Here is a 20,689-nt window from a genome sequence, read left to right as displayed (position 1 = left end):
TGAAAGGACGACAGCAACACGAGGAGATTTGCCATGAAGATTGTCATCATCACCGGGGGAAGCCGTGGCATTGGCGCCAGCGCTGCGCGCCTGTGCGCCAGGAATGGCATGGGTGTAATTCTCACCTACAACAGCAATCCCGCGTCGGCCGATGCGGTCGTCGCCGGGATCGAGACCGATGGCGGCAAGGCCGTCGCCCTTAAGCTGGACGTTGCCGATACCTCCACGTTTCCAGCGTTCCGCGATGCGGTGAGCGCGGCGCTCAAGGCGACCTGGGACCGCCGCGATTTCGACGGTCTCGTTAACAACGCCGGATACGGGGTGTTCAATCCGATCGCGACCGTGACGGAAGCCGAGTTCGACGGCCTGTTCGCAGTGCATCTCAAGGGTCCGTTCTTCCTGACCCAGACGCTGCTCCCCATCATGGCCGATGGCGGCCACATCGTGAACGTGGCCAGCGCCACGACGCGCGTGGCCACCGCCGGGGTCGCACCCTATGCCAGCTTCAAGGGCGGCCTGCAGGTGCTGACGCGCTACATGGCTGCAGAGTTCGGCGACCGTGGCATCCGCGCCAACTCAGTGGCGCCGGGTGCGATCCGTACCGATCTTGGCGGCGGACTGAACGACGAGTTCGAGGCCATCCTTGCCGGACAGACCGCGCTGGGCCGCGTGGGCGAACCGGACGATGTCGGCGGCGCGATCGCCGGGCTGTTTTCCGATGAAAGCCGCTGGATCAATGCGCAGTCGATAGAAGTCGCCGGCGGTTATATCATCTGAATTCGGAGAAAATCATGCTCGATCACGTCTTCCTGTCGGTCAGCGACCTCGATCGCTCGATCGCCTTCTACACCGCAGCGCTGACGCCTCTGGGGATCACCCAGCGCGTTGATTACGATGGCAAGGATGGCCCTCCTGGGCATCCCGACCTCAAAGGCTTCGGCAGGAACAACCGCATTTTTTTCTGGCTGAGGCCAGGTGTCGTGGAAGGCGCAGCGGCCCATGTCGGGTTCGTCGCGGACTCGCAGGCGGAAGTGGACGCGGCCTATGCCGCCGCCATCGCCGCCGGCGGAACCGACAATGGAACGCCTGGAGCCCGGTTGCACTACGACCCGCGTTACTACGCCGCGAACGTGCTGGACCCTGACGGATACAGCCTCGAATTCACTTACAAGAACTGGCAGCACTGACATGAAAAAACTGATGATCTACGGCGCCGCCGGTTATACCGGACGTATGGCCGCAAACAACGCCAAGGCCCACGGTCTGGACTTCGTCATCGCCGGACGGGCGCAGGATGAAACCAAGCTGCAACCCATCGCCAAGGAACTCGGGGTAGAATACCGCCTGTTCCCGGTCGAAGACGCCACAGCTTCACTGGCCGATATCAGCGTTCTGCTGAACTGTGCCGGGCCATTCATGCGCACCGCCGAGCCGCTCATGCGCGCATGCATCGCCACCGGAACCCATTATCTCGACATCGCGGCCGAACTGGACAGCTACCGGCTTGCGGAGGTCCTTGATGGCGAGGCGCAGGCCGCAGGCGTCATGTTGCTGCCGGGGAGTGGGGGCAGCGTCGCCATGCTGGGTTCGCTTGCCGGACATGCGGCGATGCGCGTCGAGAAACCCGTCCGCCTCAGCATCGCGTTGCATGTCGCGGGCGGTTTCTCGCGCGGCTCTGCGGTTAGCGCCAGCGAGAACGTGACGACCGAGACGCTGCGCCGCATCGATGGGCAGCTTGTCGGCCGCGGCGCCGACGAGGTCCGCAGCTTCGACTTCGGCAACGGACCCGCCACGGCTTTCCCGGTGACGCTACCCGATCTCATCACGATCTGGCGGGCAACGGACATCCCGGACATCGAGACCTTCGTTTATGTAACGGACGGCGCCTTTCCCGCAGGCGATCTGGCCGCCATGCCGGACGGACCCACGGCCGAGCAGCGGGAAGCCAATCGCTACCACGCTTCCGTTGAGGTAACTGGCGCGGATGGTACGATCGTTCGTTCGATCCTCGATACCGTCAATGGCTATACCTTCACCACCATCGCTGCGGCGGAGGCCGCTCGGCGGGTGATCGGCGGCGAGGCGCGGCCAGGATTCCAGACGCCCGCAGGGCTGTTTGGCGATGATTTCGCGCTGACGATCGCCGATACCCGGATCATCGATCTGTGACTGATCAGGAGAGCCCGACCGTGGAAGCAAAGCAGCGTTGTGGATGGGCGGGTTCCAACCCGCTCATGCAGACCTATCACGACACCGAATGGGGCGTCCCTGAGCGCGACCCGCGCATGTTGTGGGAGACGCTAATGCTCGAAGGCTTCCAGGCCGGGCTCTCCTGGGAAATCATCCTGCGCAAACGAGATACCTTCCGCGAAGCGTTTGCTGGCTTCGACCCGCAGCAGGTTGCCCGGTTCGACGAGCAGGACATCGAACGATTGATGGCCAACCCCGGCATTGTCCGCGCTCGGGCCAAGATCGCAGCGACAATCAAAGGGGCGCAGATATACAACGCGATGCAGGATCGCGGCGAGGATTTCGCCGACTATTGCTGGTCCTTCACGGCCGGTGGGCCGATCGAAGGCAGCGTCTACGACACGCAGACGCCGCTTTCAGCGACCATCTCCAAGGATCTGAAGGCGCGGGGGTTCAAATTTGTGGGGCCCACGATCGTCTACGCATGGCTTCAGGCTGTCGGCATCACTAACGATCATGTGCCTGCCTGCTTCCGCAGGCATGAAATCCTAGGGCAGAAAGAGTGATGCCTCGGGCTGTCGAAAACACCACTTTCCTCCTTGAGGAGGGCATTTTGATCGCCGACTTCATCGCGACGAATGCCAATATCGATCCATAGCTTGAGGATTAGTCCGGCTTCGTTTCGCGCCACGTCAGTGAACGTGATGATGGCTTTATCGTCGATATGCTTGTGTGGGAGTCAGCAGATCCCGGGCATCTTGCCGCGCATGGCATGATGAATGATATGGCCTCGTCGCCGACCCATACGGTGATTGATCGAGCCAAAGTGGAGTGGACGCTCTTCACCGTTCATCATGTCGGACCCGCGGTCTCCGGAGAGTGACCGCGTGTTAAAGCCAGGTCTCCTCGACCCTGATCCGGGTGAGCACACTTTCACGGATTCTCCAGCGACCGTCACGTTTCAAGTAGTGGTCGTGATAATGGCCCCAGCCCCGGAAGATGCAGTGCGGCGCGATCAGGTAATCCTGGATGGCCCAGATGCCGGTCGCGGTTCCGTCTCCGGTTATCGCGATCTCGGGGAGAGTCAGGTGGTGAATCGGCTGTACCTCAGCGACCATCCTGACGGCGTTGGCCAGGAAATCGTCAGCGCTGTGAACCTCGTATCGATCCGGCGCCGCAACTAACGCACGCGGTGCGCCGTCGACGAGACAGTGGAAGTCGTCCGTCAGGCATTGGCGCAGCTCCGTCCAGTTCTTCGTATCGCCGAAGCGGGCGTAACGGGCCTTCAACTGCTGGATTTCCAGAATGTCGATGAGGTCGCTCTGCCTCGGCACGGAGCGTCGTTCTTTCGTCATGTTAGATGCCCCGTGCGCCGCCAGCGGCCCCGATCGCCTCTCCGCTTACCCGCAACGATGCCGCTTGATGCGCCCGTGACCAGTGCGATTTTTCCAGCGAGTTTCATGGTATGTTTCCTCTTATACGAGCGTCGACGCCCAGCAGTCACCTGCAGCGTCGACCTCGTTCAGGGGGAGATTTACGGCGCCGGGTCTCAGACGACCGAGAGAACGGTGGGGTCGCCGTCGCGCCAGACATTATCAATCAGCAGACGGCGCATGACCCACGTCTCGCCGTCGCGCACCAGTTCGACATCGTAGCGGTTCTTCATCATATAATGGCGGCCGTGATCGTCGGAAGGCAGGTGTTGCGCTTCGACCAGGGCTTCCAGATGCGCCTTCTCGCCATCGAGGACCACGCGGGGATTGCTCACGGTATGCGTGGTGTCCAGCGACTTGAGCGAACCCGACAGCGCGGCGACGATAGTGTCCCGGCCTTCGAGCACCGGATATTCGAAGCCTGCCTTGGCGGCGGCGGCGCGAAAGTCGATCGTCGCATCGCTTGCGAGCGAGGAGCCCAGTACGTCTGGTCGGCGCAAATCGATGCCGGCCGCATACCGATAGAGGGCGTCCGCCACAGCGAGCTTGTCCGCAGCGAGGGTTGAGATGGCGCTTTGGCTTGATGCCGACATTTTGCTTTCCTTGTTATCTGTCGATCGCTTGCGCGAGACGGATGCTATCTATGGAAAGCAGCGGGGCCGCTGTAGGCGGCGTTAGCGACTACCAAACATTCCTTCACGGAATGCAGGGCGACGTTCATGGCGACAAGGCTGGCTCGGCCGCAAAGGTCGCAGCAAGGAAGTCCACGAATACGCGAACGCGGGGTGGCATCTTTCGTCCGCTCATGCTCACCGCATGGATCGGCACGGCATCGGGCGCGAAGGCTTCGAGTATCCGGACGACCCTACCTTCCTGGATATCGCCATAAAGCAAAGCCATTGGTCCATGCAGCAAGCCGATTCCCGCCAGCACGGACGCGCGCAGGTCTTCGCCATCGTCCGAGCGCAGCGAGCCGGAAGGGGTGATCGAGAATGCCCCATCGTCCCCCTTGAACTGCCAATCCAGGGCTGCGCCGTCGGTCTGCCCCACGATCAGTCTGTGGTTCGCCAGCTCCCGCGGAGTCAGGGGCGTGCCGTGATCTGCAAGATAGCTGGGTGCGGCAACTGTGACCATTTGCATGGTGCCGATCTTGCGGGCGACGAGGCTCGAGGATTTGAGGTGGCCTACCCGCAGAGCGACGTCGATGCCATCTTTCACGAGGTCCACTCGCCGCTGCGCGACCGTGAATTCTATCTCCACTTCAGGAAACTGGGAAAGGAAGGAAGACAGCTTCGGGATGATGAACATGCGGCCCAATACCGGCGGGGTCGCAACACGAACCAGCCCTGCCGGACCGAGATTGCCGCTCCGCACTCGCCCTTCGATTTCATCGAGATCGTCGAGCAGACGCACTGCGGAATTGTACAGGTCCAGCCCTGCGGGAGTAGGCCGCAGTCCGCGCGACGTTCGCTCGACCAACCGGGCTCCGATGCTGGCTTCCAGCGCGGCGATCTGCTTGCTGACCGCTGGCTGCCCCAAGCCCAGCTCCTGTGCCGCTCGAGTAAAGCTACCCAATTCGACAACCCGGACCAGCAGCTGATATGTAGCGAAGCGGTCCATGCACACCTATTCCTACGAGGAATGGCGGATGAACCATCCCAGTTGAATGCGCAAGCAAGTTTCAGCAGTCGATGGCCAGGTTGCGTCTGGCTACTTCCGGCCGGAGATCCGCCATCTAGCAGAACGGACAAAAGGCCAGAAATGTCCTAAGCGTTGTCCTTTCCCACCGGTCGATGAAGGTTATGGTGGGTTTCCGCTTCTGGGTGCGGGGATCGAGCAGTTGAGCGGCCGCAAGGGGCGTATGACCGACCGGCAGCTGTCAAACTTGCGAGGGACCGGTTTCGGCGCAAACCGTCATTTCGGCGCCCGCACAGGAATGGCTTGGGTTGGTCGCGAGCAGCCGGAACCGGACGGTCTGCACCCGGGGAGCGAAAATCGCTCTCTGAACGGCGACAAAGGGTCGGCTTCCGCCGGCAGCACGGCACCGCCGCCATCGTTGCAATACAACGCCGCGTTTTGGGAGTTACCCGCCATTCCCGAGCATAAGCCGCAATGACCCGTTTCGGTGAAACACCGGACATTCGCACCTTTACCTCACTCACCTCATGAACAGGCAACATTAACGGGCCGATACCGGAATTTCCGCATAAGGGCGCCTAGATTGAAATAGCGACCTTTCGCAAATTTGCGGACGCAGCAGACGCCGACGACTTTCGCCGTTTAGATGGCCTCCTGCCGGTATAGAAGCGTCTCTTAGTAGCTGATACAGATCCGGAATGATCAGCAGCGCACCTCATGAAGGCAAGAGCAGGCCTAGACCGCTCAGGATCGCTTATCTTCTTGAAGAAGGCCCCTACGCGCACCTTCAGTTAGATGCCATATTTGCTGAATGCTATAGCCGCTGGGGCGGACGCTTCAGCCTGATCGCCCCCTGCAGCCAAGGCCGCATTGCCGCGAGATATTGGGATTGGCTCGAGGCCTATGATCCGGACATTGTCTATGCGTATGCACCTCTCGCCTCGGACGAAGAGGAGCGCATTCACGGACGCCTTCAACCGTCCCTCTTGGAGAAGCATCAGGTCCGAGAACAGGGAGAGCCGGATCTCGGCTGGTTCCGACCGAGTTACGGCGTCTCGCCCTTATCCTCACTTTCGACAATCTTTCGCGTAGCGCGCCATCGGGGCTACGGCCCAGGTCGCGAGCCGGCTGGCTTTATCGACGCTTGGTACACGGAAGAGCCCTCCCGTTTTCTGGCCGACAATTTCGGGACTTACCATTCGTCCTTTCATACGAGCGGTTTCCCTGCCGATGCCCGCCAAGCCGCCCAGCTTTTGACGATCGTTGCCAAGGACAAGTGGGAGAACCCGCAGTATGGTTTGCCGCGAGACCTGAACGTCATTCATGACGAGATGGAAGCGCTGGCAAAATTCTGCGCCAAGGAGACGTCAAGCTTAGCGCAAGCGGCCACGCGTTTTGCTTCGAAGCTCGATGTGCACCATAACCGGTTCAGCTATTCCTTCAACTTGGTCGTCGGCGAGAGCTTCCCCGACCGGCTGCTCTTTTGGAATGCGCGGCTTCTTAACCCGCATTGGCAAGGGGCTTCCCTCTGCGGGCTCCGCGTGGATCTGGAGCAGACCCGAGACCCCAACTTCTTCTTGCTCCTCACCCGCCTCATCAATAATTTTAATCACGTGAATGACGGCACTGGCGGCCAGTATCGACTGACGGTTAGATCGACCTCGGTGGCGCTTGTCGAACTGGAGGATCTGCGCGAACGCCTGCAAAACGCGCGTTGCTTCAGCATGAGCCGGGCCGAATTCATCGACAGTGCCGATGAAGTCGTTCCGCCAAAACAAGAGCTGGAGAATGCATCGATACTCAGGACCGACGGTCCTGGTCTCACCGTACGGCCTGATTGGCTAGAGTTCCAGTGGGACGGCAAGGTAGCGCAGCCGCCGGCAAGTATCCCTGATCATCTGAGTGACTGTCCGCCCCGGCAGAGCTTTGCGATGGGCTGTTGGGCGACCGACTATCTCCTCGAACTCGACGGGCCTTCGCCCAGGACGGGCGTCAAGAACTGGTGGCTCCTTCCAAAAGGATGGCGCATGGCGGGCTCCTTCAAGGCATCTTTTCCGCCCGATGGCATGAACCTCAATTATCTCCCGAGGAGTACGCTCGGCGGTGAGCTGACGCTTTTCGAGCGACTGGAGCGGCCTGTCCGGTCGATCACCGTACCGGCGCCGGCGGAGGCGCTGCAACATGCTCTAGTGCGAGACGGATTTTACAGCCGGCGTGGTCAGCCGGAAAACAGGGCGACGCCGCCAGCCAAGGTTGCCGATATGCAGCCTTCCAATGAGGCACGATATTTGATGGGCATCCTCGGCATGATCGGCGGCCTCGATCGTGCAAAGAGCCTGATCCTTCACCCTTATTGGATTGAGGAATTCAAACGCCTCGGAGCGACGCCAATCCTTCCGCGCGAGAAGGTGCAGCCCGTCATCAACAAGCTGAAAGAGCTTGCACCGACAGTGCCGACTTATGTTTTGGGCGACGAGGACGACCGGATTGCCCTCGGACATCTGATCGTGAAGGCAGGGCGCTCACTCAAAACTCCCCAGCATTTTGTGAAGCACAAGGCTTTGGTGGAACGATGGGACATCCATCGTAAGGCCTTTTGGGAGAGGCATGGTCAGGAGCGAAGCTCTAATTCCGAATTCGACTGGGACGCGCACGAGCGCGCCGCAGTCGACGAATGTCTCGTAGAGATGCGAGCGCGCCAGATGCTTTTTCAGGGCACGCAATGGCTATGTCCCCAGTGCCATCATCGCAACTGGGTCGGACTTTCTGAGATGCGCCCAACATTAATCTGCGAAATCTGCCGGCTGCAAGACAGCGCACCAATCTCGAACGACTGGCAATTCCGGGCCAATGAATTTCTCGTAGAAGCGCTGCGCGACCATAGCGTCCTCTCACTGCTTTGGGTCCTCGACAAGCAGAAATCAAATGCCCGAGCATCCTTCTTTTATGACGGCCCCACATGGTTCTATGACGACGATGGTCTGAGGCCGCGTCCCGTCTCAGAGACGGATCTGATGATGGTCATCGATGGTAAGACGATCATTTGCGAGGTGAAATCCTCCTGGGCCGGCCTGAAGCCGTCCGACATAGACGATGTTGTCAAGCTTAGCCTGCAGCTTCGCCCCGATCGTGCCATCATCGCTGTGATGGACACGGGTAAGAAGCAGGAGAAACGGCTGGCCAGCGCGGAGGAGGCGCTCAAGGAGGAGGGAATCGCCTTTGAGCTTATGACATTGGATAACTATCCCCTCCAAGACGATCCATATTTCGTCTGAAGCCCAATCGCACGCAGGAGAGATACCGATCATGCTCGACATAGCATTCGATGACATCGACGAGGCGGCGCTTGTTCAGCTTGTTGCAAACGAAACGTCGGAAAGCCGTGACCTTGAGTTCAAACGCGACCTGCCCGGCCAGGAGTCGGACAATATTCGCGAACTCCTTGCCGACGTGACGTCGCTTGCCAACACCAACGGCGGGGATCTCATCTTCGGGATCGAGGATGTCGAAGGAGTTGCAGCCGCGCTCCCTGGCGTCGCGATCGCCAATATCGACAACGAAATCCTCCGGCTGGAGCAGATCATCCGAACCAATGTCGATCCGAGGCTGATCGGCGTCCGGATCCGCCATATCCCCTTCGCCGCGGGCAATGGCGCCCTGCTCATTCGTATACCGCCAGGCCTTCAGTCACCCTATCGCGTCACCTTCCGCAACAGCGGCAAATTCTATGCCCGTACGAGCCGCGGCAAATATGAGCTAGATGTCCACGAACTGCGCCACGCCTTCGTGGACGCAAGCCGGCTCCCGGCACGCTTCCGCCAATATCACGCGGAAGGAATCGAGCGCGCACGCGGTATCGAGATGCCGTTTGCGATCATGAGCGATCCGACCGCCGTCGTTTCGATCATGCCGCTCTCGCTGTTTCGTGAAGAGCGCGAAATCGCGATCACGGACGATCATGCGCTCGTACCGATCCGCCCCAATGCCTACAGTTCCATCGATATGATCGAAGGGGTGATGCTGCACACCCCCGTCGATGAGGCGACCGGGCGGGTGCGCAGCTTCGCGATCACGTATCGTAACGGGCGCACCGACGTTGCCTGGACGATCGGCGGCACGCGGCAGAACCAGCAAGGCGAGGATATGAAACTGGTCTTCGCGCCGTCCTTCGAGGAGGGGTTGATCACCGCCGCGCGGGCGACCCAGACACGGCTCCAGCAATTCGGGATCGAAGGCCCCTGGATCGTCATGGCGAGTATCTACGGCGTGCGGGATCATTTCATGATCCTCGGCGATCATCATCCGACACGGCCCGCGTTCAAGGACGAAACACTGATCGGTGAATTGCGCCTCGACCGGATCAAAGTGGCCGGCCTGCTACCGCTCGCGAAGAAGTTCTGGCTGCATTTTGGAGTGCATCGACCCGAAGCCCAGGTGTTCGGTCCGCAGAACGGCTAAACTGATTAGTCTAGGGCCGCGCGGACCGGGTGGGATCGCTGGAACTGCTTGATGAGCCGGGAAGGATTCCCGCTCGGCATGATGCGCATCGAAGGGGCCCGAATGGCGGGTTTCTGCAAGAGTCGCCGGTCACATTAACGACGCCGAATGTCTTGAGCTGGTCGCGTGCTGCCAGGAGAGCAGACCGTCCGCACCTGGGGCTCCAAAACTTGGCGGCGAACGACCGACTAGGGTCGGTTTTCCCGAGCGCCGAACGCCGCATCGTGGAACTTAGCAGTCGTTTCCAAAGGTGGCTAAGAATGACAGGTTTCGCAGAAACCGGCACATTGCGTGCGTGGACAGTGAGGTAGTATCATACCGCATCGTTGCCGCGCAGATTTGCGAATGGTTGATCGACACCATTAGGCCGCGAGATTGCATCCACCAGATCAACTCCTCAAACCAGTGATCGCTAGTCCCGCCCTGGGGCTTTAGATCGAACCCGTGGCCCCCGCGCTCGTAGACGTGCAATTCCGCGGGGACGCCCACCTTTCGCCACGCTGTGTAGAGTTGCACCGCGTCATCGGGCAGGTAGTTTTCGTCAGCGGCAGCCGCGATGAAGGCGGGAGAGGCATCGGCAGGCACGGGCATCCGCGACCCTCCGTAGATCAGACCTACGAAGTCTGGCCGGTTCGCCTTCGCGCCGATTGCCAGATCGGCTGCGAGGAACGCGCCGGACGAGAATCCGATAAAGCCGACCCGTCTTGGGCCGATGCCCCACTCGCTTGCGCGGTCACGCACAATTGTCATGGCGCGCGCGCCATCTTCCAGTGCGTGGCTCTCGCCGGCGAAGCGCGGAACATCTGCTCGTATTTTGTCGCAGCCTGCCCGCAGCCCCTGCCTCACCAAGGAATTCCGCCGACATAGTTACCCAATAGCAGCGCGCCATTTCAAGCTTGTGATAGAAGCTCTCGGTTCGACAGATCGTGAATGAGCCGGAACGAGGGGCAGGGAAACTCGAGAAGATTTACTTCACGGAGACGACAACCAATTGGCCGACTTCCAATCTTCGACCAAGTAGTTTCCGCCGACGAAAATAATAGGTCCGCTAGGACGTATAAATTGAAGCGGTCGACGGGTAATCTGCATCGGGTCGGGGCGCCGCTTACCTGATGTAGCCACTTGAGGACCGTCCTGAAGCGGAACGCGCCGCTCCCTGGCGCTGACTCAAGCAGAATCGACGTCCCGATCCTCAAATAATCAAGATTGATATTGAGTAAAACTTAACCCGATCTTTTGAGTACCGGTGGCAGGCTTCGAGCGATCCATGGCGACGCCTTCTCGTAAGCGTGGCCCACTTGCAGGGCCGCCAGATCGGCGTGACGCCTGCCGATGATCTGGAGGCCGATGGGCAGCTTCAGCGCGCCGCCGAAGCCGGCCGGCACCGCCAGCGCGGGAAGCCCGGCCATCGTCGCGGGAAGAGTCACCTCCATCCAGCGGTGATAGCTGTCCATAGTCTTGCGCCCGATTTCGGTCGGCCAGTGCTCGCTGACGTCGAAAGGGAAGACCTGCGCCGTGGGCAGCACCAGGAAATCGAAATGCTCGAACGCGGCCTCGAACGCCTTGTAGATGCGCGTGCGGCCTTCGGAGGCCGCGGCCAGTTGCGGGCCGGTCAGCTTCATGCCGCCTTCCACTTCCCAGATCGCCTCTGGCTTCATCAGGGCGCGCTTGGCCGGATCGTTGTAAAAGGCCTGGAGATCGGCGCCAACGGACCAGTGGCGCAGTGTCTTCGCGGTCTGCCACATGTCCGAGGCGGGCTCGTCCAGCCGGGCAGCCTCCACCTGCATGCCGATGGCCTCGAACGCCCTGAGCGCCTTCGTGCAGGTGTCCATGACGCCCGCCTCCATCGGCAGCACGCCGCCGAGATCGCCCAGCCACCCAATCCTGCCGCCCTTCCAGTCACGGTCGAGCGAACCGGCGAACATCGCGGGATCATCGCCAAGCGAAAACGGCGAGCGGGCATCGCCGCCTGCCTGGACCGACAACAGCATGGCAAGGTCCGCCACGGTGCGGCCCAGCGGTCCGGATGTCGCGAAGTTCTGCCAGAACAGGTCGCTGTTCGGCACCGAAGGAACGCGGCCGAACGAGGGACGCAGGCCGAAGACGTTGTTCCAGCCCGGCGGGTTGCGCAGCGATCCCCCGAAGTCGCTGCCGTCCGCCACCGGCACCATGCGCAGCGCCAGTGCCACCGCGCCTCCCCCGGTGCTGCCGCCCGCAGCCTTGCCGTAGGCGTAGGCATTGTGCGTGGTGCCGAAGACCGGGTTGTAGCTGTGCGAGCCGAGCGCGAATTCGGGCACGTTGGACTTGCCGATGAAGACGGCGCCCGCCTTGCGCATCCGCGATACGACAAGGCTGTCCGCAGCGGGAATGTTCCCCTTCAGGATCGGCGATCCCTGCGTACTGGCGATGCCCTTGACCGGCGCGGTATCCTTCACCGCATGGGGAAAGCCGTGCAGCGGCCCGTGGAAGCGACCGGCGGCCGCATCCTCGTCCATGGCCGCTGCCTGGCGCAACAGGGCATCGCCGTCCACGCGCGAAACGATGGCGTTGAAGCGCGGGTTCAGCATGTCGATCTGCGCCAGATGAGCGGTCATCACCTCGCGACTGGACAGCTCCTTGCGGTGGATCGCGGCGGACAGGTCCGTCGCGTTCATCATGACGATCTCGTTCGCCTCGCCCTTGGAAGCGGTCTTTGCAAAGGCGGGCGCGACGGCGCTCAGCGCAATGGGCGCGGCAGCCAGAACCGTGCGGCGGTTCGCGGTCACTCGGTCAAGGATCGTTTCGCCCATCGTAGTCTTCTCCAGTGTCGGCCGGACCGCTTCTTCACTGCGGCAGGCAGCGGGTAAAGGTCCAAGTTATCCCTGCGGCGCGGGACCATGCCCGCGCCGTCGGTCGTTTGCAGGCCAAGCCCCGTGATCCGGCTCAGGCCGCGCGCTGCAACATGCCGAACAGGTCGCGCGGGTCATCGGGATCGGCGATGATGTCCAGCTGCTGGAAGAAGTCCGTGCCGTCCAGCTTGCCCAGCAGGTAGCGCAGGGCAGAGAAGTCCTCGATCGCGAAGCCGACGCTGTCGAACAGGGTGATCTGGCGCTCATCGGTCCGGCCCTGCGCCTCGCCGGACAGCACCTGCCAGAACTCGGTGACCGGATAATCGGCTTCCATCTGCTGGATCTCGCCCTCGATGCGGGTCTGCGGCTCGAACTCCACGAAAGCGGATGCACGGCCGAGGATGTCCTTGTGCAACTCGGTCTTGCCCGGACAGTCGCCGCCGATCGCGTTGATGTGGATGCCCGCGCCGACCATGTTGTCCGACAGGATCGTGGCATAGGCCTTGTCGGCGGTGCAGGTCGTGATGATCTGCGCGCCTTCGATCGCCTCCTGCGAGGTTTCGCAGGCAACCACCTTCAGTCCCGAACCGGCCAGGTTGCGGGCGGCCTTGCGAGTGGCCTCGGGATCGATATCGTAAAGGCGCACTTCCTCGATGCCGACGATGGCCTTCATGGCGATGGCCTGGAATTCGGCCTGCGCGCCGTTGCCGATCATGGCCATCACACGCGATCCTGCCGGAGCGAGACGGCGCGCCACCATGGCCGAAGTGGCAGCCGTCCGCAGCGCCGTCAGCAGCGTCATTTCGGTCAGCAGCAACGGATAGCCGGTGTCCACCCGCGCCAGCAGACCGAACGCGGCGACCGTCTGAAGACCCTTGGCGGTATTGCTGGGATGGCCGTTGACGTACTTGAAGGCATAGGCCTCGCCGTCGGAAGTCGGCATCAGTTCGATGACGCCCTCCTGCGAATGAGAGGCCAGCCGTGGCGCCTTCTCGAACAGCGACCAGCGGAGATAATCCGCCTCGATCGCATCGGTAAGTTCGCGCAGCACGTCCTCGATCCCGAACCGATGGACGAGGCGCATCATGTTCTCGACGCTGACGAAAGGTATGTAGGCAAGGGGAGAAGGCGGCGGAGCCATGGTCTGTCCTTTTCTGGCTTTTGCTCAGGCAGGCCCATGCTAGCTTGACGCATTGCTGTAAAAAATCGCAGAACCGGCTTGCAAACCGTCTGTTATTGAACAAATATTTCATGGTTATTGCGCAAATTGCACAGCCGAAAGCGCCCCGCCTTGTCCTCCTCAGCTAAATTCATCCCTGACGACCTCGATCGCCGGATCATCGCGCACTTGCGGGCGGACGGCCGCGCCTCGCTGTCGAAGCTGGCCGATGCCCTGGGCGTGGCGCGCGGCACCGTGCAGAACCGCCTCGACCGCCTGGTAGACACGGGGACGCTGCTGGGCTTCACCATCCGCGTGCGCGATGACTACGAAGACTTGTCCGTGCGCGCGGTGATGATGATCGAGATCACCGGCAAGTCGACTACCCAGGTCATCCAGAAGCTGCGGGGAATGGTGGAGATCCAGACCCTGCACACCACCAACGGCAACTGGGATCTGGTGGCGGATATCCGCACGTCCAGCCTGTCCGAATTCGACCGGGTGTTGCGGCAGGTGCGGATGATCGAGGGGGTACTGAACAGCGAAACCAGCCTTTTGCTGAGCACGGTCTGACTGGACCCCTCACCCTCCCCCGAACTGGATGTTTCGCAAGCGAGCCGGGCCGGCGAAGGAAGGGCCTGATGATGCACGAGAGGGTGATGCAGTGAAGACATGGCTGGCAGGTACGGCGCTTCTGGCGAGCATGGCACTATCTGCTGGCGAGGCGGCGCATGCGGACACGCTGCCGCCGCTGACCGGGCGCGTGATCGAATATGACACCCGGCAGGTGACATGGCCCGCACTGGACGTTTCACCCGACGGTCGCACCATCCTTTTCGACCTGCTGGGAGACGTCTACGCCCTTGCCGCGGAAGGCGGAAAGGCCCGTCCGGTGATGACCGGGGATGCGTTCGATACGCAGCCGGTATTCTCTCCCGATGGCCGCAAAATCGCGTTCGTCAGCGACCGGGACGGGCGCGATAACCTCTGGATCGCCGATGCGGACGGCAGCCATGCCCGCCGCGTCTCCCAGGAAGACAAGGGCGCCCCGCACTTCGGCTCGCCCGCGTGGTCACCGGATGGCAGGACTCTTTATGTGTCGCGCATGATCTGGGGCGTGCTGGCGTTCGAACTGTGGTCGTTCGATGTCGAGAGCGGCAGGCACGAAGTGCTGGTGAAAGCGCAGCCGAACGGTGACGATCCCCATCCCCAGCGCCAAAATGCCATGGGGGTGGTCGCTTCCCCCGATGGCCAGAACCTCTATTATGCCACGAAGGCCGGGACGACCTGGAGCAGCGGCGCCCTGCCCCACTGGACGATCGCGCGCTTCGACCTGGCCAAGCGCACCCAGCACACGGTGCTGACGACGCCCGGCGGCGGGATGCGCCCGGTGCTGTCGCACGATGGCCGCTTGCTCGCCTACGTCACGCGGGAAGAAGAGCAGACCGTGCTGCGCCTGCACGATCTCGAAACCGGAACCGACCGGCGGCTGCATGGCCCCCTCGATCCGGATGGACAGTCCGGCGGCTATTACGTCGACCTGATGCCGCGCATGGTGTTCTCCCCCGACGACACTGGCATCTACCTTGGCCTCGGTGGCGGATTGAAGCGGCTCGACGTCGCGTCCGGCTCGCTCGCCGACATTCCGTTCGAGGCGCATGTGCGCCACGAGATGCCCTTGCCGCTGCGCCGCCAGCATCGGGTCGAGACCGGCCCCGTACATGTCCGCGTGATCCAGACCCCGCGACTTTCGCCCGATGGCAGGCAGGTCGTCTTCGGCGCCGTTGGCCGCATCTATATCGCCGCCAACCGCAGTGGCGCAAAACCCCGCCGCCTCGACGTGCCGGGAGCGGCCTGGCAGCCCAGCTGGTCCGACGACGGGCGCTTCGTCACTTACGTCACCTGGACCGCTAAGGAAGGCGGCCACGTCTGGGTCGCCGCCGCGGACGGCAGGACCGCCCCGCGCCGGATCACGACGCAGGCGGCGTTCTATTCCGAGCCGCTGTTCCTGGCGGGCGGCAAGGACGTGGTCGCTTTCTCCGCCACCCAGCATGACCGGCTCTACCGCACCGCCGAGAGCCTCGGCCCCATGCCCTCGACGCTGATGCGCCTGCCTGTGGACGGCGGCGAAGCGACCAGGCTGGGCGAAGTCGGCGCGGCGATGGACCTGCGCCGCGATCCCGATCCGGCGCGGGTGCGCTATTATTCGGACGGCTGGATCTCCTCCCATGCAATCGCCGGAGATGGCGGGGCCGGGCGTCTGGCGAAGCTGGTCGCCCGGCCCGACAGCCAGTATTTCGATGCGCCCGCACCGCTCAGGAACGCACAGCTCAGCGCCGATGGCCGCACCGCGCTGGTGCGCCTCGCCTCGCAGCTCTATCTCGTTCCGGTGCCACCGGCGAAGGACGGCACCGCGCCCACCGTCAACGTCAGCGATCCCGCCTCGAGCGCGCGGCGGATCACCGCGATCGGCGCGGACTACATGGACTGGGCCCCGGACATGCGCTCGCTCGTCTGGTCGGTCGGTTCCACGGTGCGGCAGTTGCCGCTGGATGCCGCGCAAGACGGCGCGCCAGCCGCCATCGAGAAGCGCGCCGGCGGCAAGCGCATGGACGTGGTACTGCCGCGCGATGTGCCCAGCGGCAAGCTGCTGCTGCGAGGGGCGCGCGTCATTACGATGAAGGCCGACGAAGTCATCGACGATGCCGATGTCCTGATCGTCGACAACCGCATCGCCGGCGTCGGCCCGCGCGGAAAGATGAAGGTGCCGCCGGGCACCGAGGTGCGCGACATGTCCGGCAAGTTCATCGTGCCCGGCTTCATCGATGCCCATGCCCACTGGTTCGAAACCCGCCGCCGCATCCTCGACATCGGCCACTGGGATTTCGCCGCGAACCTGGCCTACGGCGTGACCGCGGGACTGGACGTCCAGACCTTCGACCCCGACGTTTTCGGCTATGCCGACATGATCGACGCCGGGCTGATGCCGGGCCTGCGCGCCTTCTCCACCGGCGAAGGCGTGTTCCGCAACAGTCCGATGGGCAGCCGCGAAGACGCGATCGCCACGCTGCGCCGCTATTCCGACCATTACCGCACCCCCAACATCAAGCAGTACATGGTCGGTGACCGGGCCGAGCGTCGCCACTTGATCGAAGGCGCACGGGCCCTGGGCCTGATGCCCACCACGGAAGGTGCCAGCGACTACCGGCTCGACCTCACCCAGATGCTCGACGGCTATGCCGGCAACGAACACAGCCTGCCGATCGCGCCGCTCCATGACGACATCGTGCAGATGCTGGTGCGCTCACGCATATCCACGGTGCCGACGATGCTGGTGCTCTATGGCGCGCCGAGCGCGATGGGCGCGATGGCGGCAGGGCACCAGCAGGATTTCGACGCCAAGCTGGGCCGCTTCGTCCCCGAATTCGCCTTCGCCGCCAAGCGGGACTCCGTGACATGGAACCGCGCCGATGGGCAAGGTTTCAGCCTGTTCGCGAAGCAGGCAAGCGATATCGGGAGCGCCGGCGGACTGCTCGGCGTCGGCTCGCACAGCGTCGTTCAGGGGCTGTCCTATCACTGGGAACTGGAAGCCATGGCGTCTGGCGGCGCGAGCCCCTCGCAGATCCTGCATGCGGCGACGATCGGCTCTGCCGAAGTGATCGGGCGGGCACTGGATCTCGGCTCCATCGAGCCGGGCAAGCTGGCCGACCTGCTGGTGCTGGACCGCGATCCCACGGTCGATATCCGCAACACCCGTTCGCTGTCCCTGGTGATGCAGAACGGCCGCCTTTACGAAGCCGCCACTCTGGACGAGCAGTGGCCGCGCATCCGCAAGCGCGAAGCCCAGTGGTTCGAGGACATGTCGCAAGAGGACGTCGCGCTGGCAATCCGCACGGCCGCAGCCTTCGAGGAAAAGCAGGGCAACGCGGCTTCCTTCGAATACTGATAGGGCGCAAAAAGGCGGCGGGTTCTGCACCCGCCGCCTTCCGTTTGCCTTGCAGGGCCGGTGTCAAAACTCCAGGCGCACGCCCAGGGTCATGTAGCGACCGATCACATCGTAGTAGGGCGAGAAATTCGAGTAGAGCGGCGGATCCTTGTCGAACAGGTTCGACACGTTGCCATAGATCTCGAAATACTTGCCGTCCTGGCCGAACGGAACCTTCTGGCTCAGCTGGACGTCGATGTACGTATAGGCGGGAATGCGGTTGTTGGTGATCGGCGTGGCGCTCGTGCGGTTCCAGTAACCGGACGAGGTGTAGCGCGCCCGCACCAGTCCGCTGAAGCCATCGCTGGAATAGCCGACCGAGGCATTGGCACGGATGCGCGGCACGCCGTTGACGAAGGCATAGCCTTGCGACTTCACGTATTCGATCTTGGCGGTGCCGTCGTCGGTCGTGAAGTGGTTTACCCAGGTGCCGACGAGGCGGAAGATCACGCGGCCGTTGGCCTCGTTCTCAACCGGCAGGCTATAGGCCAGTTCCGCGTCCACGCCGTCCGTCTTGAATTCGGACAGGTTGACCTGCGAGGAGGCAATGCTGGCGATCCGGCCGGTGGAATCGCGGGTGATGTAATTGCACAGGCTGGCGTTGCCGCCATTGCAGCGGTCGACAAGAACCTGCGCGCCGATGCTGGTGATGACGTCCTTGATCGCGATGTTGAAGTAATCGATCGAGGCGGTCAGGCCGCGCAGCGGAGCGGTGGTGATGCCGGCAGTCCAGGTGTCGGACTTCTCGGGCTTGAGCGCGGCATTGCCGCCGCCGTAGATCAATACGCTGCGGCTGCCTTCGCCGCTGAACTGCGGATCGATGACGCCCACGTAGCTGACGGTCTGGTTCGAATAGAGCTCGCTGATATTGGGCGCCCGGATATCGCGCGAACGCGTTACGCGGCCGATCACGCCGGGCAGGAACTCGTTGGTGGCGCCCAGCTTCCACGACCATACGGTGCCGCTGGTGCTGTAGTCCGAGACGCGGACCGCGCCGTTCAGCTCCAGCTTGCGCAGAACCGGCAGGTCCTTGACGACAGGCACGACGATCTCACCGAAGGCTTCCTTCACATCGTACTTGCCGCGCAGCGAAGTGAAGTAGAACGTGGAAAAGGCCTTGGCGGCATCCAGCTCGCCCACTTTGGCATTGGTCGAAAGATTGCGCCCTTCCGCGCCGATCGCGATCGAAACCGGGCCTGCGGGCAGTTCGAAGGGCTCGCCGCGCAGCGAAACGCCGTAAGTATCAAGCTTGTTGAGGCTGTTCGAACGCGGCGTACCGGTGACGTAATCGATCGCCGCCTGGGACGGCGCACCTTCTCCAAACAGGTTCAGCGGCACGCAGCCCGCCGCGCCCGAACGGCACACGGCCTGGCCCGTCGCCGGGTCGATCACCGCATCGACCGCGTTGGCGAAGTTCCGGGAGATCAGGAAGCCCGGCGTGTCGATCTTGTTGCGATACTCTCCGTGGCTGTAATAGGCCGAATAGCGCCAGCGTCCGTCGCCGAAGCTGCCGTCAAGCGCCAGGGTGCCCTGGATGCTGCGGCGGTCGAGGTTGATCGTGCTGTACGAAAGATCCGCATTGTAACGGGCCATCGTGAAGCTGCTCTGCCCGGAATTGGCCAGGATCTGGCGCACGTCGTCGTTCAGGAAGGCGTTGTCCGACCGGATGGTGACGCTGTTGGTGTGATCGCCGAACCAGGTATAGCTATTCCAGTATCGCGAATAGCGAAAGTCGGCGCTGAGCTTCAGCGTGTCGGTCAGTTCGTAGGAGGCTTTGGCGAGCGCGGCATAGCGCTTCTGCGGCGTGATGAGCGGGCTGCGTTCGTCGTCGGACGGGCCCTCGCCGCCGATCATGTTGGTGCCCACGACCGTGCCGATGTCCGGCACGCGAAGGGTTCCATCGGGATTGAAGCCCATGCCGCGCAGCCCGGCCGGCCCCGAAGTGATGTAACCGCCGATCAGGCGGGTAGCGTGGCCGACGTTCGGGGTCAGGGCATTATTGACCGTCGCGAAGCGCCCCGTGTTCTCGCGGTCGGTCTTCTTCAGGATGCCCTTGTTGTCGACGAACTCTCCGCCGATCACGAAGTGGCCGCGACCTTCGGCGAAACTGGTGCCGTACTTGCCTTCGATCCGGACCTGCCCGGCGTCGCCGCGCGACGAGATCCCGCCTTCCGCGCCCAGGCGCACGCCTTCGTAATCGCCGTCGACGATCATGTTGACCACGCCCGCGACCGCGTCCGAGCCCCAGGCCGCCGAGGCACCGCCGGTGACGATGTCCACGCTCTTGACCATGATCGAGGGCACGGTGTTGAGGTCGTTGTCGCTGACCAGGCGGCGACCGTCGACGAGGACCAGCGAGCGGGTTTCGCCAAGGCCGCGGATGTTCACGGGGAAGCGGCCCGCCTGCGCGTTGGTGCCCGAGGTCTGCGGCGACTGCGAGGCCTTGAACTGCGGCAGGTCGGCCAGTGCCGCGCCGATGTTGGGGCGGCTGACGATCTGGAGATCGTCCTGCGTCATGTGCAGCAGCGGCGTCGGTGATTCATAGCCCGGACGGTCGATGCGCGATCCGGTGACGACGATGTCGCCTGGCGTGGAAGCGGCGGCATCGTCGGAACGGGATGGCGTTTCGGCCTGCGCCAGTGCCGGCGTTGCCGACGCGCTCAGTGCGATGAGAGCCGTGCTCGCCAGAATCGACCGGCGGCGTGCGCGGAGAAGCTGTTCCATCATTTGAATCCCTGATCTTGCGGTCGCCCTCGGGAGCGATCTGACTTTGCCTCGCGGCTAGATTGATCATGAAGCGCAACCGCGGCCCATGCGGAACATCCACTTTCCGGAAGTCGATGGGTCCAATGCATTACGCGCCCCCGCGGCATTGGACCCTTGAACCCACTCGATATTGGATGTTGGCTGGGCCGAACGGGTAGGCGAAGGGAATTGTCGCTCATGAACGGCAAGGGGA

16 protein-coding genes are annotated in these 20,689 nt (G+C 62.7%); 9 read left to right on the top strand and 7 right to left on the bottom strand.

Going from position 1 to position 20,689, the window contains the following annotated elements; genetic code table 11:
* The first annotated feature begins 33 nt into the window (after positions 1 to 33).
* The 4 genes from EDF57_RS06990 to EDF57_RS06975 are packed head-to-tail and all read left to right on the top strand — an operon-like array spanning position 34 to position 2,756.
* The gene (locus EDF57_RS06990; protein WP_134093614.1) at positions 34 to 777 is read left to right on the top strand and encodes an SDR family oxidoreductase; all 744 of its coding nucleotides are present in this window, start codon (positions 34 to 36) and stop codon (positions 775 to 777) included.
* Positions 778 to 791: 14 nt separating this feature from the next.
* Complete coding sequence (locus EDF57_RS06985) at positions 792 to 1,187, top strand: VOC family protein (RefSeq protein ID WP_134093613.1); 396 nt, start codon at positions 792 to 794, stop codon at positions 1,185 to 1,187.
* Positions 1,078 to 2,169: a saccharopine dehydrogenase NADP-binding domain-containing protein gene (locus EDF57_RS06980; RefSeq protein WP_243840932.1), complete on the top strand. Its 1,092-nt coding sequence runs from the start codon at positions 1,078 to 1,080 to the stop codon at positions 2,167 to 2,169. Before EDF57_RS06985 ends, EDF57_RS06980 begins: the two co-directional genes overlap by 110 nt.
* A gap of 20 nt (positions 2,170 to 2,189) precedes the next feature.
* Positions 2,190 to 2,756, top strand: a complete 567-nt coding sequence (locus EDF57_RS06975; protein ID WP_134093611.1) for a DNA-3-methyladenine glycosylase I — start codon at positions 2,190 to 2,192, stop codon at positions 2,754 to 2,756.
* A 324-nt stretch (positions 2,757 to 3,080) separates the two neighbouring features.
* On the opposite strand, the gene EDF57_RS06970 is transcribed toward EDF57_RS06975, so the two are convergent.
* From EDF57_RS06970 to EDF57_RS06960, 3 genes are all read right to left on the bottom strand, one after another.
* Entirely contained in the window at positions 3,081 to 3,545 is a 465-nt protein-coding gene (locus tag EDF57_RS06970; RefSeq protein ID WP_134093610.1) for a nuclear transport factor 2 family protein, read from the bottom strand.
* 194 nt (positions 3,546 to 3,739) lie between these two features.
* Positions 3,740 to 4,216 (bottom strand): nuclear transport factor 2 family protein, encoded by a 477-nt coding sequence (locus tag EDF57_RS06965; protein WP_134093609.1) that lies wholly within the window; start codon positions 4,214 to 4,216, stop codon positions 3,740 to 3,742.
* A 124-nt stretch (positions 4,217 to 4,340) separates the two neighbouring features.
* The gene (locus tag EDF57_RS06960; protein WP_134093608.1) at positions 4,341 to 5,243 is read right to left on the bottom strand and encodes a LysR family transcriptional regulator; all 903 of its coding nucleotides are present in this window, start codon (positions 5,241 to 5,243) and stop codon (positions 4,341 to 4,343) included.
* A 46-nt stretch (positions 5,244 to 5,289) separates the two neighbouring features.
* Between EDF57_RS06960 and EDF57_RS06955 the strand changes: the two genes are divergently transcribed.
* The 3 genes from EDF57_RS06955 (at position 5,290) to EDF57_RS06945 (ending at position 9,719) form a co-directional block, all read left to right on the top strand.
* A complete protein-coding gene (locus tag EDF57_RS06955) occupies positions 5,290 to 5,739 on the top strand; it encodes a hypothetical protein (RefSeq protein WP_134093607.1) in 450 nt (149 codons plus the stop codon).
* A gap of 220 nt (positions 5,740 to 5,959) precedes the next feature.
* On the top strand, positions 5,960 to 8,536 hold the full coding sequence (locus EDF57_RS06950; protein ID WP_134093606.1) for a hypothetical protein: 2,577 nt from the start codon (positions 5,960 to 5,962) through the stop codon (positions 8,534 to 8,536).
* Positions 8,537 to 8,567: 31 nt separating this feature from the next.
* The gene (locus tag EDF57_RS06945; protein ID WP_134093605.1) at positions 8,568 to 9,719 is read left to right on the top strand and encodes an ATP-binding protein; all 1,152 of its coding nucleotides are present in this window, start codon (positions 8,568 to 8,570) and stop codon (positions 9,717 to 9,719) included.
* A gap of 270 nt (positions 9,720 to 9,989) precedes the next feature.
* Here EDF57_RS06945 and EDF57_RS06940 read toward each other — a convergent pair whose 3' ends face one another.
* The 3 genes from EDF57_RS06940 to EDF57_RS06930 all read right to left on the bottom strand — a co-directional run bounded on the left by EDF57_RS06940 (position 9,990) and on the right by EDF57_RS06930 (position 13,727).
* Positions 9,990 to 10,604 carry an alpha/beta hydrolase fold domain-containing protein gene (locus EDF57_RS06940; protein WP_208324807.1) on the bottom strand — a complete coding sequence of 205 codons (615 nt, stop codon included), beginning with the start codon at positions 10,602 to 10,604 and terminating at the stop codon, positions 9,990 to 9,992.
* A gap of 377 nt (positions 10,605 to 10,981) precedes the next feature.
* Positions 10,982 to 12,547 (bottom strand): amidase, encoded by a 1,566-nt coding sequence (locus tag EDF57_RS06935; protein ID WP_134093604.1) that lies wholly within the window; start codon positions 12,545 to 12,547, stop codon positions 10,982 to 10,984.
* A gap of 133 nt (positions 12,548 to 12,680) precedes the next feature.
* A complete protein-coding gene (locus EDF57_RS06930) occupies positions 12,681 to 13,727 on the bottom strand; it encodes an ornithine cyclodeaminase (protein WP_134093603.1) in 1,047 nt (348 codons plus the stop codon).
* A gap of 150 nt (positions 13,728 to 13,877) precedes the next feature.
* On the opposite strand from EDF57_RS06930, the gene EDF57_RS06925 reads away from it, so the two are divergent.
* Both EDF57_RS06925 and EDF57_RS06920 read left to right on the top strand, forming a co-directional pair.
* The gene (locus EDF57_RS06925) at positions 13,878 to 14,318 is read left to right on the top strand and encodes an Lrp/AsnC family transcriptional regulator (RefSeq protein ID WP_134093602.1); all 441 of its coding nucleotides are present in this window, start codon (positions 13,878 to 13,880) and stop codon (positions 14,316 to 14,318) included.
* 130 nt (positions 14,319 to 14,448) lie between these two features.
* Positions 14,449 to 17,691: an amidohydrolase family protein gene (locus tag EDF57_RS06920; protein WP_166675196.1), complete on the top strand. Its 3,243-nt coding sequence runs from the start codon at positions 14,449 to 14,451 to the stop codon at positions 17,689 to 17,691.
* 63 nt (positions 17,692 to 17,754) lie between these two features.
* On the opposite strand, the gene EDF57_RS06915 is transcribed toward EDF57_RS06920, so the two are convergent.
* A complete protein-coding gene (locus tag EDF57_RS06915; RefSeq protein ID WP_134093600.1) occupies positions 17,755 to 20,454 on the bottom strand; it encodes a TonB-dependent receptor in 2,700 nt (899 codons plus the stop codon).
* Positions 20,455 to 20,689: the final 235 nt, after the last annotated feature.

Source organism: Novosphingobium sp. PhB55 (assembly GCF_004368805.1).
GTDB lineage: Bacteria > Pseudomonadota > Alphaproteobacteria > Sphingomonadales > Sphingomonadaceae > Novosphingobium.
The sequence above is the reverse complement of the archived record's forward strand: the minus strand, read 5'-3'. Positions and strand labels throughout refer to the sequence as shown.

What these genes read in the sequence shown, in the direction of transcription:
- EDF57_RS06950 (WP_134093606.1), top strand. Translation starts at nt 5,960, where the DNA reads ATGATCAGCAGCGCACCTCATGAAGGCAAGAGCAGGCCTAGACCGCTC.
- EDF57_RS06985 (WP_134093613.1), top strand. Translation starts at nt 792, where the DNA reads ATGCTCGATCACGTCTTCCTGTCGGTCAGCGACCTCGATCGCTCGATC.
- EDF57_RS06920 (WP_166675196.1), top strand. Translation starts at nt 14,449, where the DNA reads ATGGCACTATCTGCTGGCGAGGCGGCGCATGCGGACACGCTGCCGCCG.
- EDF57_RS06915 (WP_134093600.1), bottom strand. Translation starts at nt 20,454, where the DNA reads ATGGAACAGCTTCTCCGCGCACGCCGCCGGTCGATTCTGGCGAGCACG.
- EDF57_RS06930 (WP_134093603.1), bottom strand. Translation starts at nt 13,727, where the DNA reads ATGGCTCCGCCGCCTTCTCCCCTTGCCTACATACCTTTCGTCAGCGTC.
- EDF57_RS06955 (WP_134093607.1), top strand. Translation starts at nt 5,290, where the DNA reads ATGCGCAAGCAAGTTTCAGCAGTCGATGGCCAGGTTGCGTCTGGCTAC.
- EDF57_RS06935 (WP_134093604.1), bottom strand. Translation starts at nt 12,547, where the DNA reads ATGGGCGAAACGATCCTTGACCGAGTGACCGCGAACCGCCGCACGGTT.
- EDF57_RS06990 (WP_134093614.1), top strand. Translation starts at nt 34, where the DNA reads ATGAAGATTGTCATCATCACCGGGGGAAGCCGTGGCATTGGCGCCAGC.
- EDF57_RS06970 (WP_134093610.1), bottom strand. Translation starts at nt 3,545, where the DNA reads ATGACGAAAGAACGACGCTCCGTGCCGAGGCAGAGCGACCTCATCGAC.
- EDF57_RS06980 (WP_243840932.1), top strand. Translation starts at nt 1,078, where the DNA reads ATGGAACGCCTGGAGCCCGGTTGCACTACGACCCGCGTTACTACGCCG.
- EDF57_RS06945 (WP_134093605.1), top strand. Translation starts at nt 8,568, where the DNA reads ATGCTCGACATAGCATTCGATGACATCGACGAGGCGGCGCTTGTTCAG.
- EDF57_RS06960 (WP_134093608.1), bottom strand. Translation starts at nt 5,243, where the DNA reads ATGGACCGCTTCGCTACATATCAGCTGCTGGTCCGGGTTGTCGAATTG.
- EDF57_RS06965 (WP_134093609.1), bottom strand. Translation starts at nt 4,216, where the DNA reads ATGTCGGCATCAAGCCAAAGCGCCATCTCAACCCTCGCTGCGGACAAG.